The sequence below is a fragment of the Prevotella melaninogenica genome, assembly GCF_013267595.1.
In the GTDB taxonomy this organism is placed as follows: Bacteria; Bacteroidota; Bacteroidia; order Bacteroidales; family Bacteroidaceae; genus Prevotella; species Prevotella melaninogenica_D.
On sequence record NZ_CP054011.1, the window covers coordinates 467,148 to 480,649 of the forward strand.

The window sequence follows — 13,502 nt, forward strand, 5'->3', positions numbered from 1 at the left end:
GTCTGTTAGTTTATCGCTTTATAGAGTCATCGTGCTTATTGCCATAGTGGCTGTTAGCATAGTTACCATAATTGCCATAGTTTCCATACTGTCCATAGCTTGTACCGTAGCTTGCTCTACCATATCTACCATACTTGCCATAACCGCCATAGCCATAGTAATAGCTATATTTTCTCTTAGACATGTCAATACCATTGAGAACAATAGCCATGTTAGGGAACTTCTTCTCGTTTGTAAGTGCATTAATCAAGTTGAAGCTTGACTTTGGAGTATAGTCTGCACGACACATATAGATAGAAGCATCTGCAACGCGCGCAATCTGAAGAGTATCTGTAACAAGACCGACTGGTGCGGTATCAATCATGATATAATCATATTTCTCCTTCAAGAGATTAATGATAATATCTAATGAATTACGTGCAATAAGCTCTGCTGGATTTGGAGGAATTGGACCTGACATGAGGAGATCAAGATTCTTATTTACTCCTGAAGGCAAAATCTGCTCCTGTATATCTTCTATCGTTGGATTATCCTTTACAAGAAGGTTTGTAATACCATGCTTGTGATCGTTGATACCGAACAACTCTGCCAAACGTGGACGACGAATATCAAGACCAATCAAGATAACTTTCTTGCCTAAGAGACCGAAACTAACAGAAAGGTTTGCTGCGTTAAAGGTCTTACCCTCACCAGAAGTAGATGAAGTGAAGAGTACAACCTTCTGTCCTTCCTTAAGCATAAACTGAAGGTTGGTACGCATTGAACGGAAGATTTCTTCCATCTGGTTGTTCTGGTTTTCATGTACAACGATATCTGCTTTACCCTTCGCCTTATTACTTGCAATAGCAACGTCTGCAATGATTGGTAACTTGGTAAGGCGAGCAACATCGTCATGGCCCTCAATCTTATAACGGAAGAATTGTAAGATAAGGATTACCAATACTGGAAGTGCTAAGCCAATTAGTAAAGCAACAAGCATAATTGATGTTGACTTTGGACTAATCTTACCTAACAACTGTGGGTCATCAATAAGTTTACCTTTATCGGCTGTTGCTGCCAAAGAAATGTTGTTTTCCTCACGCTTTTGGAGTAACATCAGGTACAAACCAGACTTTACTTCCTGCTGACGGTCAATCTGTGTCAGCATTCGTTCCTGCTGTGGAGTCTCAGCAACCTGTTCATTAAACTTATTAACTTGTGACAAAACTGCATCACGTTGAATCTGTAGGTTCTGACGTGCAGCACCAATCGCACGACGAATGTTACCATTCAGCTCACGAATTTGTGCTGTAAGTGGCTCTACAACAGGAGAACTTTCTGAAGCACTACGGAGTAAACGATTACGCTCAAGTACTAACTCGTTATATTTGTTAATCAGAGATGTAGAACTTTGGTCATCCAAACCTACATTAGAAGGAATTACTTGAGAAAGATTACGAGATGAACTCTCGACCTCTCTTGCAATTGTATTGAACAATTCAATCTGTGTCTCAACCTCTGCAAGCTTTAATTCTGAGCTATTCTGATTTGCTACAGAGTTACCTGCATTCATTTTCAACTCTACAATACCATTTTGCTGTTTATAGTTCTGCAACTGACCTTCGGTCTTGCCCAGTTCGGTATTAATCTTACCCAAACGGTCATTGATGAACTTGTCTGTACGAAGTGCAATGGTATTCTTGTCCTCATTTGCTTGACGGTTATATACAATTGCTAACTGCTTCAAGTAATTAAGAGAACGCTGTGGTACTTCGTCTGTAAACTGCAGCTGCGCAATAGAGGTTGACTTTGCTGTCTGTGCAACTTGAAGTTCGTTGACATACTTATTAGATGCCATTCTTGGTGAGAGAATGCTTACATTAAGTACATCTGCATTCTTAAATGAATGTCCATAATTAGAACTAATAGTAATAATACCAGCACGAGTAGCTATTGTTGCAGGAAGGCTGGTGAACTTTCTATTAATAGAGTATGGGCCTTCATTTGAGTTGTCGTTAGTTGGTACATAGTAAGTTCCAGTAACAGTATATGTTAAACTGTCTCTTGTTATGCTCAAGTTAATGGGAGCATTCAATCTCTCAAGATGAGCCTGGTCTACATCAACGTTAAGAGGTTGATTGCGATAAAGAATAATGTCTTTTACTCTTCCCTTTGTTGAGTAGTTAACATATAACTTCAAGTCTCTAATAGCATCTTCAGCAATAGAGTGTGATGTCAGAATCTCCATCTCGTTATCAATACCTGTTGAGTTTGAGATAATACCAAGATTTGACATATTCTGTAAAGAGGAACCACGTCTATTGCTATTACTTTCGTCCTTAATCAGCAACTTTGCAGTAGACTGATACATTGGTGTGGCATATCTAAGATAGATTGCTCCTAAGCTCCCGAAAATAATTAATGACAGTACGAACCAGTACCAGTTGAGTACGATGGTTCGATACAAGGTGGCAAAATCAAAGGAGGAGTTACCTTCATTAACTTCAAGTTCCTTCCCTTGCTCTAATTTAGTTGTTTCTTCCATATTTATTACTTTTCTTATTATTCAGTAAGGAATTTATTTTGGGTTACTCTTCTCCTCAGCAAGCTGAAGGAGATATTTACCATAGTTGTTCTTAATCATTGGTTGTGCTTCTTCTCGAAGCTTTTCTGTGGTTATCCAGCCTTTTTTGTATGCTATTTCTTCCAAGCATGCAACCTTAAGTCCTTGTCGTTTCTCGATACATTCAATGAAAGTACTTGCCTCCGACAAACTGTTATGTGTCCCAGTGTCAAGCCATGCAAAACCACGTTGTAGAGTCTGTACCATTAAATTATCTTCTTTAAGATAGCACTGATTGACAGTTGTTATCTCTAACTCTCCTCGTGGAGATGGTTTAATATTCTTCGCAATCTCAACAACACTATTAGGGTAGAAGTAAAGTCCTACAACAGCGTAGTTACTCTTTGGATGTTCGGGCTTTTCTTCTATGCTAAGACATTTTCCAGTCTTATCAAATTCAGCAACACCATATCTCTCAGGATCATTTACATAATAGCCAAATACTGTAGCTTTGTTCTCTCTTTCAGCCATTTGTACGCTATTTTGTAATAATGAACTGAAGCCTGCTCCATAGAAAATATTATCTCCCAAGACCAAGCAAACAGAATCATTGCCAATAAACTTCTCGCCTATGATAAATGCTTGCGCAAGGCCATCTGGTGAAGGTTGTTCTGCGTATTCAAAGCGTACTCCAAAGCTACTTCCATCTCCTAAAAGACGTTTAAAGCCTGGTAAGTCAAATGGGGTAGAGATGATTAGAATCTCTTTAATTCCAGCCAGCATCAAAACTGATACTGGATAGTAAATCATTGGTTTATCGTAAATTGGTATAAGCTGCTTGCTTATTCCTTTTGTGATAGGGTAGAGGCGTGTGCCTGAACCGCCAGCGAGAACTATTCCTTTCATAATAGTGTATAATAGTGTGGTTTGATATCTGTTTTTAAATTAGTAGTTATTGTTTATCTTTATATGCTTTAACGCTAAATACCTATAGTCGTATCCTACCATATGTGCTTTAAGTGCAAATATGGGTGGTAATAGGACTGTACTCAATATGAACAAGTCATTGAGGACAACCAATCCTTTCGTTAAGTATTTGTCGTTACACGCTTTCATTTGCAATATTGCTATCTTGATTGCAAAGGTAATGAATTTAATTTAATTAAAAGCTGTGAAAATGAGAAATCATTTACTTAATAGGTGAATTTCATGTTTTTTTATTAACTTTGCAATCGAGTAAAAATTAAAAGTTCATCTTAATAACTTTAAAACTTTAAACAAAAGATATGGGATTCTTATCAAAACTCTTTGGGAAGAATGATGCTACACAGTCAAAGACTGGTGGTATGGAGGACTATATGACACTTGTTCGAGTTTATTTTCAAGCAGTGCTTGCAACTCGTTTGGGTATCAATAATTTAGCAATGCTTCCAGATTTACGTACCTACAAGCAGACTTTTCGTGTCCCTACGTTGAATAATAAGTTGGGACCTGGCGAAAAAGCAAGTGTGCGAAAGACTATGAAAAATATTTATAATGTTGATGATAACTTCTTTGATGAGATAGATGCAAGCATCAAAAAGAATTGTAAGAAGATGCAGGATATCCAGCCTTATCTTTATCAGTTCCAAGGTTTCACACAAGATTTGATGATGCTTGTGGGTAATTTGATGAAGTTTAAGTTGCGGGTTCCTGGCTTTTTCAAGAAAGCCATCTATACGATGACAGAGAAGACTGTAAATGACATATACGATAAGAATAGTTTCTCTGACCCAGGTGTTATAAAGGCTGTTATGTCTGTTCGTCAGTATAATCAGCGTCTTGGATTTAGTCGTAAATGGACTACAGACTTCGTTTATCAAGTAGTTTCACTTGCTAAGAAGGAACCTAAACCTGCAGAAGAGGCAGAGTCAAAATAATTAAGCATATATTTGCTTAAATAGAAACTTTAATGTAATTTTGTAGCCAAAACGAATAGATTAGCTATGAATGCAAATGAGAAGATTCTGAATACGTTTGCGACGCGTGTTCGTCAGATGATCCTTCAGTACGAAGCACTGAAGAAGGAAAATGACGAGTTATATGCACTTGTCGGCCAACGTGAACAGGATATAAAGCAATTGCAGGGTGAGTTATCTCAAGCAGAAGCTGATTATAACTCGTTGAAGATGGCTAAAATGCTTGAAGTTACGGATGGTGATATGGAAACTGCACAAAAGCGTGTTGCCAAACTTATCCGAGATGTAAATAAGTGTATTACACTTCTAAGTGAGAAATAAAACAGAATATAATGGCAGACGATAAGTTACATATAAGATTGCATGTCTATGATGCAGAACTCTCCGTAAACGTTCCACGAGAGGATGAGGAGTATTATCGTTCGGCAGCCAAGCTTATTACCGACACAATTAATACTTATTCAACTCTTTTTAAGGGTAAGAAGGGGGATAAGGACATTATATATATGGCTATGTTGGATATAGCATTGCGATATAAGAAAGAAGGTGTACGTAATGATACTGCTCCATTTAATGATATTCTCAGTAAACTCACTTCAGAAATTGAAGATGCACTGAAGTAATAGTGAGAATATTTAATTTAAATCATAAAAAGAATCAATGAGTCCAATAGTAACAGTTATAATAGCTGTGGTATGCCTTTCGGCAGGATGTGCTGGTGGATTTGCTATTTTCCGTTATATCTTAACTGGAAAATACAAAGATACAATGGATAAAGCAGAGAAAGCTGCAGAGGTAATTAAAGAAAAGAAACTTCTTGAAGTTAAGGAGAAGTTTCTTAATAAGAAAAGTGAACTCGAGAAAGAGGTTCAACAGCGCACATTGAAGATTCAGCAGGGTGAGAATCGCTTGAAGCAGCGTGAGGTTGCATTGAATCAACGTCAAGAAGAGATTAATCGTCGTAAGCAGGATGTTGATCAGCAGCAGCAGCGTGTTGATAATGAGAAGAAGCTACTGCAGATTAAGCAGCAGGATCTTGAGAAGATGCAGGAGCAGGAGCGAATGAAACTCGAGGAACTCTCTGGTCTTAGTTCTGAAGAAGCTAAGAAGCGTTTGATTGAAAGTTTGAAGGATCAAGCAAAGCTTGACGCAGCCTCATATATTAATGAGATTGTTGATGAAGCAAAGCTCAATGCTAATCAGCAGGCTAAGAGAATAGTCATCCAGACCATCCAGCGTGTTGCAACCGAAACAGCTATTGAGAATTCAGTAAGTGTTTTCCATATTGATAGTGATGAGGTTAAGGGACGTATTATTGGTCGTGAAGGTCGTAATATCCGTGCTTTGGAGGCTGCAACAGGTGTTGAGATTGTTGTTGATGATACTCCAGAAGCTATTGTTATTTCAGCTTTTGATCCTGTTCGTCGTGAGATTTGTCGTTTGGCACTTCATCAGCTTGTTGCTGATGGACGAATTCACCCAGCACGTATTGAAGAAGTTGTTGCTAAGGTTAAGAAACAACTTGATAATGAGATCATTGAAACAGGTAAGCGTACAGCTATTGACCTTGGAATTCATGGTCTTCATCCAGAGCTGATTCGTATTGTTGGTAAGATGAAATATCGTTCTTCATATGGTCAGAACCTTTTGCAGCATGCCCGTGAAACAGCAAATCTTTGTGCTGTTATGGCAAGTGAGTTAGGTTTGAATCCAAAGAAGGCAAAGCGTGCAGGCTTATTGCATGATATCGGTAAGGTACCAGACGAAGAGACTGATTTACCACATGCGCTTTATGGAGGTAAGATTGCTGAGAAGTATAAAGAGAAACCAGATATTTGCAATGCCATTGCAGCTCACCACGATGAGGTTGAGATGACTACACTTCTTGCACCAATCGTTCAGGTATGTGATGCCATCTCTGGTGCTCGTCCAGGTGCTCGTCGTGAGATTGTGGAAGCTTATATCAAGCGTCTGAATGATCTTGAAGCGATTGCAATGAGTTATCCAGGTGTAACAAAGACTTATGCTATTCAGGCTGGTCGCGAACTCCGTGTAATCGTTGGTGCTGATAAGATGGATGATGCAGAAAGCGAGAAGCTCAGTTCTGAGATTGCAGAGAAGATACAGAATGAAATGACCTATCCAGGACAGGTTAAGATTACGGTTATTCGTGAGATTCGTTCTGTTGCTTATGCAAAGTAAAGTTTGATTTTATTTGAATTATTATAGAAAGAGGGTGTGTCAAAATGCAAATTAATAACTTGACAACTTTCAATCTATAAGTAGGATTCTTCTAAAGGCAAAGAAAAGACCATTTCTTTACTCAAAATCGAGTATAGAAATGGTCATTTTTTATTGGATTGTTTCGAACTGTAAAATCATCAAAATGATATTTGCATTTTGACACACCCTCTTTTTTGTTTTACTATTCATATATTTGAAGTAATTTATATGAATAGCAAAGACCCTCGCAATGCATGGAGTTATTTCCATGGATTGTCGAGGGTTTTTATTCTATTTTTATCTACTCTATTAGCATCCAGAACCATCAAGGCGACAAGATGCTGCTGGAGCCTCATTAAGGTTGATACCTGCTTCTTCAGGTGACAGTGTTACAGTACCATCCTCAAGGACAAAGCAAGGAACTCCAGCATATCCGTGCTTCTTAGCTTCATCAAACACTACATTGTTATCACGAAGACGGAGGAATTCTTTAAGATACTTTATATGTGAGCCAATATCAATTACCTCGTAACGGTTGTCACCTTCTACATGCTTGTCAACTGCAATACAGTCTGGACAAGTATTCATTCCATATATTTTAATCATAATCAAATGTTTTTAGATTCAACTCTAAAGTTTATTATATTTTTTACCTCAATTTTTTACTGTCTTAGTGATTACAAATCTTAGTTGTATCAACAGTGAATCCCCCCTTAGCAGGCATAAACTTACCACGTTCTGTCAAGAAATCTACTAATTCCTCAGCGTTCATTCCGTCTACAGAACAAGTATGAAAACGCTCCTCTTCACCGAAGTGCTCTATAATTGCCTTTACTAAATCTTCTTTTGTTTCATAACTATTACCCTCCATCATATGGAGTACATCATGTCCATGTGCCATATTTTATTCTATTTTGTTAATAAATTCGTACATTGAATCATTCTTTGCACAATCTTATACAAGCAAAAGATGTGCCATGTGTTAAATTAACTAATTTTAATTGCTTAAAAGTGATAATATGACATAATTTAATTACTTTTGTCTTTGCTGACAGATATTATTGGTGAAATGTCAGTCACAATTGATGTAAAAACTACTTAAGTGACTCTTTCATATTCACTTAGAGAAGTATAGTGTTTATAAAAATATTTGATAGTAATTATATTATGATGAAGAAACTTTTGCTTGCTTTTGCAGCTACAATGTTGTTGTTATCTTCATGTGGCACTTCTAAAATGGGGGTAGAGAAATCTAATATTGTAAGTTATACAGAAGCTCGTAATTATTTTCATATTGGTAATGAGACCAAACCGATAATAAAGAAGATTACTTCACAGGAGACTCTTGTAAAAGAGTTTGGTGAGGCAGCTTTTATGGGTAAGGGCGGTGAACCAACCAAGATTGATTTTAATAAGAACTTTGCAATTGCTTATATTCTCCCGCAAACAAATCGGAAGACAGACTTGGCACCTCTTTCATTGACTTTAAAGAAGAAGCGTCTTGAATTGCAATACAAGTTAGAACAAGGAAAGGTACAAACTTACTTTACACAACCATTTTTCATTATCGTCGTTGATAAGAAATATGTTGATTATAATATTGTAGAAATTAAAGGTTGGGATTAGTAGTAGTGTCTAATGGAAGCAGCATGTTTTAACCAAAAATCACGGTTTAGCTGCTTCTGAATCTTATAATAATAAATAAGAGGGTGTGTCAAAATGCAAATTAATAACTTGACAACTTTCAATCTATAAGTAGGATTCTTTTAAAGGCAAAGAAAAGACCATTTCTTTACTCAAAATCGAGTATAGAAATGGTCATTTTTTATTGGATTGTTTCAAACTGTAAAATCATCAAAATGATATTTGCATTTTGACACACCCTCTTATTTTTATATCTAATAACCGGTGAGCGGAATACGGGAATCGAACCCGCCTCCCAGGCTTGGGAAGCCCGTGCACTACCGATGTGCTAATTCCGCAAATGGAGCCGATACCCGGACTCGAACCGGGGACCTACGCATTACGAATGCGTTGCTCTACCAACTGAGCCATATCGGCGGTATTGCGTTGCAAAGTTACATTAAAAAAAACAAACAGCCAAATTTTTAATTTATGTTTTTGTTATTAGTTTTGTAGTTAAGCGATATATATTTAGGTTATAAGGATAGTAAATTATATTATTAGTTTTTAAAGCCAAATCGCTTATTAGGTAACATACCATAGTAATAAGAACTATACATTTTGTGGCTAATGAACGATTTAGGTTAAATGCAGACTTTATTCTGGCTGAGACGGTTCTTTGTTGTTTATTGTTTTATAATTTATGTGTTTTTCAGTTGTGATTTATGGTATTTCGTTTTGACTTTTTCATTATTATTGATAACTTTGTATTCGATAATATATGGTATGATATTTATCTAATTGAGAATAGGTGTAAAGCTATTCAAATACCTGTTCATGATTGATGTAATAGATCATAATGTAGAAACCTAATTCATTATAACCTTATGAAAAAAATTATCACGCTCTTGTTCTTGGCTGTCACGCTAACTGCCGCAGCACAGGATTTTAATCATTACTTTGAGGATGCAACGCTTCGTCTTGATTACATTTTTTCAGGTAATGCTAAGCATCAAACCATTGCTGTAGACGAATTATCACGCATACCACGATGGTATGGTAAGCATGAACGATTGGCAGAGGTGCCTGTCGAAGGAAATGGTCAAGTTATTGTTCGTGACCATCGTACACAAAATGTTATTTATCGAAATTCATTCTCAACACTTTTTCAGGAATGGTTGACGTATGATGAGGCAAAGAAACCTTCTGGTAAAGCATTTGAAAATGTCTTTCTCGTTCCTTTCCCAAAGGATTCTGTAGATATAACAGTTGAACTAAGGAACAACCGTCGTGAGGTAACAGTATCTATGAGTCATACTGTTAATCCAAAGGATATTCTCATTCGTCACATTGGTGAACGTTCTGTAACACCTTACGAAACCTTGCAGAAGGCTGCAGACACGACACGCTGTATTCATATTGCTTATGTTGCAGAGGGATATACAGAGGTGGAGATGGCAAATTTTATAGAAGATTGTCGCACTGCTAACGAAGCCCTTTTTGCACATGAACCATTTAAGTCACTACGTCAACGCTTTAATGTTGTAGCTGTTAAGTCGCCATCTATGGAGAGTGGTACGTCTGAACCGTCAAAGGGTATTTGGAAAAATACAGCCCTTCACTCACATTTTGATACATTCTACAGTGACCGTTATCTGACAACGTTGCATCTGAAGGAATTACATGACTGGTTGGCTGGTACCCCTTATGAGCATATTATCGTACTTGTAAATACAGAGAAGTATGGTGGCGGTGGTATTCTGAATTCTTATAACCTTTCAATGGTGCGTAATCCTTATTTCAAGCCAGTTGTTGTACATGAGTTTGGACATTCCTTTGCTGGTCTGGGTGATGAATATGCATACGAAAAGGAGCAGATTAATATGTATCCAACTGACGTAGAACCTTGGGAGCCAAACCTTACAACTTTAGTTGACTTCCATGGAAAATGGGAGAATCTTATTAATAAGAAGACACCTATTCCAACTCCTCAACCAGCTGACCTTGATAAACCCAATGCGCGTTATGATAAGTGGAAGGTGGGAGTGTATGAACCTGCAGGCTATTCTCAGCATGGAGTTTATCGCGCATACCCAGACTGCCGTATGCGTACAAATATGCACCCAGAATTCTGTCCTGCTTGCAATTTAGGACTTACAAAACTTATTAAGTTCTATACGGGAGAGTAGGGGAATGTTAGTTTAGTTCACATTCCATTTAATTGGACTGTATTAATAAACTCATAAAATACGGCTTATGTATTACTTCAGTATTATTCTGAGAATACATAAGCCGTTTGGTATGTAAGAAGTTGCTTACATCGTGTATTGTGTTTAGCGCTTAGCACCATTGGTGTTTACCCACCGCACGACATGTGCTGGGCATCAACACGATGTGTGCTGAGCAATAGTATAATGATTGAAGATGGGAATTTAGGGGATATTATACCCGCTTTATTGAATATTGTAAAATACTAATGGATAATGTGGGATACTGAGAAACCTTAATTTCGGATATGGTAATTTTACGAATAGAGGTGTACCAAATGATTGGTACACCTCTATTGTATAATATCTTTTATAAATCTTGTGTTTAGTAAGCGAAGAGAGGATAGTCCTTCATCGTCTCATTCACTTTCTCACGTACACGCTTAATAACCTGCTCGTTCTCTGGGTCTGATAAGACCTCATCAATAAGGTCAGCACAGAGTAACATCATATCTTCCTTACAGCCACGTGTTGTCATTGCAGCTGTTCCAAGTCGCAAACCGCTGGTCTGGAACGCAGAACGCTCATCGTATGGTACCTTATTCTTATTGGCGGTGATGTCGGCAGCAACAAGTGCATTCTCAGCAACCTTACCAGTAAGGTCTGGATACTTCTGACGTAGGTCGAGCAGCATAGAATGGTTGTCTGTGCCACCGCTAACAATGCTGAAACCTTTCTCAACAAGTGCTTGAGCAAGAACAGAAGCATTCTTCTTCACCTGTGTTGCATATTCCTTCCAGCTTGGTAGGAGGTTCTCACCAAAGCCAACAGCCTTAGCTGCAATAACATGTTCCAATGGACCACCCTGGTTACCTGGGAATACAGCAGAATTGAAGAGCATAGACATTGGTTTCAAATCACCCTTCTTGGTTGTTAAACCCCAAGGATTATCGAAGTCCTTACCCATAAGGATAATACCGCCACGAGGACCACGGAGTGTCTTGTGAGTTGTAGTGGTAACAATATGAGCATATTTTACAGGGTTATCGAGCAGACTTGCAGCAATAAGACCAGCAGGATGAGCCATGTCAACCATTAACAAAGCGCCTACCTCGTCAGCAATCTTGCGCATGCGCTTATAATCCCACTCACGGCTGTAAGCAGAACCACCACCGATGATAAGCTTTGGCTTGTGCTCACGTGCGAGACGCTCCATCTCGTCATAGTCAACACGACCAGTCTCACGGTTCAATGTATAACCAACATGGTTATAAAGGATACCAGATGTATTTACCTCACTACCATGAGAGAGATGACCGCCTTGGTCAAGGTCAAGTCCCATGAATGTGTCGCCTGGTTTCAGCACGGCAAGCAACACAGCTTGGTTAGCCTGCGCACCAGAGTGAGGCTGCACATTGGCATATTCAGCACCAAAGAGTTGCTTTACGCGCTCAATGGCAAGTGTCTCAACTTGGTCAACCACTTGACAACCACCATAATAGCGTTTGCCTGGGTAACCTTCAGCATACTTGTTTGTTAGGTAAGATCCCATGGCCTGCATAACTTCGTCACTGACGAAATTCTCTGATGCAATCAGCTCCATACCTTTGAGCTGGCGTTTGTGTTCCATCTCAATAAGGTCAAAAATTTCTTGGTCTCTTCTCATGTGTATTGAATGTTTATGGGGAATCATTTTCTATAAATGACCCCCTGGTTAGTGATACGCTGCAAATATACGAATTAATGTTCTAACTTGCAAGTGTATCAAAAAAATAATGTAACTTTGCATTTATAATGGTTCGTCTGCATCATTGCAATGGTGTGTCGAAAGTATTAATTGATAATATATTACACATTATCTATGAAGCTAAAAGAGTTATTTCAAGCTTACGAGTTTGATGAAATTTATCCACAGATAGGACTTATGTTTCCTAAAGGTCGCCATTTGCGTGTGCAGTTTGGTAATGCATACAATTTATTGTTAACGCTTAACCCTGTTGCATCAAAGAAACAGATTCGTTATCAGTTAATGGAAGACCCAGATTCTAACGAGATGTTCTATGGAGCAGATGACCATGACTTTAATGGTCCGTGGGAAGTTCTTCTTGGTAAGGAAGTTAAGAAAGAACCTAAGGTTGACCTTACAAATGAAGAATTGGTTGCTAACTGTTTATTGAATACTGTTTTAATAGGTCGCCATCCTCGTTCATTTGAAAAGGATTTTCAAGCTATTGTGAAGTAGAAGATAGTTGACAATTTGATAAGTAGCGAGTGGACAAGTTAACAAGTAAACGAGTTGACAAGTTGTTTGATAGAAAGGATTCAATCCCCTTTAATCATTTCAACTTGCCAACTCGTTTTATTAACCAACTAAAAAGTTCTTATAAATTTTATTATTAAGTAACTTGTCAACTCATTGCCTATATCTTATCAAGCAACTTGTTTACTCGTTAACTTGTCAACTCGTCAACTAATTAACTATTCTATCAAGCAACTTGTTTACTCGTCAACTCGTTAACTGGTAAACTATCAACCCTACCCTCTAATCATTGTTATAATCATCTTGAATCGTTCAGGTGCGTTCACAGAGTGAGGTGCACCACTTGGAATGATAAAACTTTCGCCAGCGCTAATCACATGCTTTATGTTTTCAACGGTCAATTCCATTTTTCCATCAACAACCTGAATGAAAGCATCGAATGGTGCGGTATGCTCTGAAAGTCCTTGGCCAGCATCGAAGCTAAACAAGGTAACACTACCAGCATTGCTGTGTACCAATTCTTTACTTACTACGCCACCTTCTGCATAATCAATCACACTGTTTGAAGTGAAAACAATTCCTTTTTCTACTTTAGCCATGTTTGTATCTCCTTTATTTGATTTATAATATTTTGTTTTATTTCTCTATATTAAATGCTACAAAGTTGATGCCAAGTTAGAAAGTGGGAA

At 37.9% G+C, this 13,502-nt stretch carries 13 protein-coding genes and 2 tRNA genes; 7 read left to right on the top strand and 8 right to left on the bottom strand.

Features of this window, described 5'->3' with window-relative positions; translation table 11 throughout:
* Positions 1-10 precede the first annotated feature (10 nt).
* Both FIU21_RS07145 and rfbA read right to left on the bottom strand, forming a co-directional pair.
* Positions 11-2,524 (bottom strand): GumC family protein, encoded by a 2,514-nt coding sequence (locus tag FIU21_RS07145; RefSeq protein WP_172891348.1) that lies wholly within the window; start codon positions 2,522-2,524, stop codon positions 11-13.
* A gap of 33 nt (positions 2,525-2,557) precedes the next feature.
* Positions 2,558-3,448 carry a glucose-1-phosphate thymidylyltransferase RfbA gene (gene rfbA, locus FIU21_RS07150; protein ID WP_004360859.1) on the bottom strand — a complete coding sequence of 297 codons (891 nt, stop codon included), beginning with the start codon at positions 3,446-3,448 and terminating at the stop codon, positions 2,558-2,560.
* A gap of 380 nt (positions 3,449-3,828) precedes the next feature.
* Here rfbA and FIU21_RS07155 point away from each other — a divergent pair, with 380 nt between their 5' ends.
* The 4 genes from FIU21_RS07155 (at position 3,829) to rny (ending at position 6,702) form a co-directional block, all read left to right on the top strand.
* Positions 3,829-4,461 carry a DUF8491 family protein gene (locus FIU21_RS07155; RefSeq protein ID WP_004360860.1) on the top strand — a complete coding sequence of 211 codons (633 nt, stop codon included), beginning with the start codon at positions 3,829-3,831 and terminating at the stop codon, positions 4,459-4,461.
* Positions 4,462-4,527: 66 nt separating this feature from the next.
* Positions 4,528-4,821, top strand: coding sequence for a coiled-coil domain-containing protein (locus FIU21_RS07160; protein ID WP_004360861.1), 294 nt, complete (start codon positions 4,528-4,530; stop codon positions 4,819-4,821).
* A gap of 11 nt (positions 4,822-4,832) precedes the next feature.
* Entirely contained in the window at positions 4,833-5,123 is a 291-nt protein-coding gene (locus FIU21_RS07165; protein WP_004360862.1) for a cell division protein ZapA, read from the top strand.
* A gap of 37 nt (positions 5,124-5,160) precedes the next feature.
* Complete coding sequence (gene rny / locus FIU21_RS07170) at positions 5,161-6,702, top strand: ribonuclease Y (protein ID WP_004360863.1); 1,542 nt, start codon at positions 5,161-5,163, stop codon at positions 6,700-6,702.
* Between the two features lie 330 nt (positions 6,703-7,032).
* On the opposite strand, the gene FIU21_RS07175 is transcribed toward rny, so the two are convergent.
* Entirely contained in the window at positions 7,033-7,329 is a 297-nt protein-coding gene (locus FIU21_RS07175) for a hypothetical protein (protein WP_004360864.1), read from the bottom strand.
* A 64-nt stretch (positions 7,330-7,393) separates the two neighbouring features.
* The gene (locus tag FIU21_RS07180) at positions 7,394-7,624 is read right to left on the bottom strand and encodes a YecH family metal-binding protein (protein WP_004360865.1); all 231 of its coding nucleotides are present in this window, start codon (positions 7,622-7,624) and stop codon (positions 7,394-7,396) included.
* A 266-nt stretch (positions 7,625-7,890) separates the two neighbouring features.
* Here FIU21_RS07180 and FIU21_RS07185 point away from each other — a divergent pair, with 266 nt between their 5' ends.
* Positions 7,891-8,349 (top strand): hypothetical protein, encoded by a 459-nt coding sequence (locus FIU21_RS07185; protein ID WP_004360866.1) that lies wholly within the window; start codon positions 7,891-7,893, stop codon positions 8,347-8,349.
* A gap of 285 nt (positions 8,350-8,634) precedes the next feature.
* Here the strand turns inward: FIU21_RS07185 and FIU21_RS07190 are convergent.
* Both FIU21_RS07190 and FIU21_RS07195 read right to left on the bottom strand, forming a co-directional pair.
* A tRNA-Gly gene (locus FIU21_RS07190) sits at positions 8,635-8,705 on the bottom strand.
* A gap of 3 nt (positions 8,706-8,708) precedes the next feature.
* Positions 8,709-8,784: transfer RNA gene (locus tag FIU21_RS07195), tRNA-Thr, on the bottom strand.
* A gap of 449 nt (positions 8,785-9,233) precedes the next feature.
* Between FIU21_RS07195 and FIU21_RS07200 the strand changes: the two genes are divergently transcribed.
* Entirely contained in the window at positions 9,234-10,535 is a 1,302-nt protein-coding gene (locus tag FIU21_RS07200; RefSeq protein WP_004360867.1) for a M64 family metallopeptidase, read from the top strand.
* A 403-nt stretch (positions 10,536-10,938) separates the two neighbouring features.
* Here FIU21_RS07200 and glyA read toward each other — a convergent pair whose 3' ends face one another.
* Complete coding sequence (gene glyA, locus FIU21_RS07205; protein WP_004360868.1) at positions 10,939-12,219, bottom strand: serine hydroxymethyltransferase; 1,281 nt, start codon at positions 12,217-12,219, stop codon at positions 10,939-10,941.
* Between the two features lie 195 nt (positions 12,220-12,414).
* On the opposite strand from glyA, the gene FIU21_RS07210 reads away from it, so the two are divergent.
* Positions 12,415-12,795, top strand: a complete 381-nt coding sequence (locus FIU21_RS07210) for a hypothetical protein (RefSeq protein ID WP_004360869.1) — start codon at positions 12,415-12,417, stop codon at positions 12,793-12,795.
* 293 nt (positions 12,796-13,088) lie between these two features.
* Here FIU21_RS07210 and FIU21_RS07215 read toward each other — a convergent pair whose 3' ends face one another.
* Complete coding sequence (locus FIU21_RS07215) at positions 13,089-13,412, bottom strand: cupin domain-containing protein (RefSeq protein ID WP_004360870.1); 324 nt, start codon at positions 13,410-13,412, stop codon at positions 13,089-13,091.
* Positions 13,413-13,502 lie beyond the last annotated feature (90 nt).

What these genes read in the sequence shown, in the direction of transcription:
- FIU21_RS07145 (WP_172891348.1), bottom strand. Translation starts at nt 2,524, where the DNA reads ATGGAAGAAACAACTAAATTAGAGCAAGGGAAGGAACTTGAAGTTAAT.
- rfbA (WP_004360859.1), bottom strand. Translation starts at nt 3,448, where the DNA reads ATGAAAGGAATAGTTCTCGCTGGCGGTTCAGGCACACGCCTCTACCCT.
- FIU21_RS07155 (WP_004360860.1), top strand. Translation starts at nt 3,829, where the DNA reads ATGGGATTCTTATCAAAACTCTTTGGGAAGAATGATGCTACACAGTCA.
- FIU21_RS07160 (WP_004360861.1), top strand. Translation starts at nt 4,528, where the DNA reads ATGAATGCAAATGAGAAGATTCTGAATACGTTTGCGACGCGTGTTCGT.
- FIU21_RS07165 (WP_004360862.1), top strand. Translation starts at nt 4,833, where the DNA reads ATGGCAGACGATAAGTTACATATAAGATTGCATGTCTATGATGCAGAA.
- rny (WP_004360863.1), top strand. Translation starts at nt 5,161, where the DNA reads ATGAGTCCAATAGTAACAGTTATAATAGCTGTGGTATGCCTTTCGGCA.
- FIU21_RS07175 (WP_004360864.1), bottom strand. Translation starts at nt 7,329, where the DNA reads ATGATTAAAATATATGGAATGAATACTTGTCCAGACTGTATTGCAGTT.
- FIU21_RS07180 (WP_004360865.1), bottom strand. Translation starts at nt 7,624, where the DNA reads ATGGCACATGGACATGATGTACTCCATATGATGGAGGGTAATAGTTAT.
- FIU21_RS07185 (WP_004360866.1), top strand. Translation starts at nt 7,891, where the DNA reads ATGATGAAGAAACTTTTGCTTGCTTTTGCAGCTACAATGTTGTTGTTA.
- FIU21_RS07200 (WP_004360867.1), top strand. Translation starts at nt 9,234, where the DNA reads ATGAAAAAAATTATCACGCTCTTGTTCTTGGCTGTCACGCTAACTGCC.
- glyA (WP_004360868.1), bottom strand. Translation starts at nt 12,219, where the DNA reads ATGAGAAGAGACCAAGAAATTTTTGACCTTATTGAGATGGAACACAAA.
- FIU21_RS07210 (WP_004360869.1), top strand. Translation starts at nt 12,415, where the DNA reads ATGAAGCTAAAAGAGTTATTTCAAGCTTACGAGTTTGATGAAATTTAT.
- FIU21_RS07215 (WP_004360870.1), bottom strand. Translation starts at nt 13,412, where the DNA reads ATGGCTAAAGTAGAAAAAGGAATTGTTTTCACTTCAAACAGTGTGATT.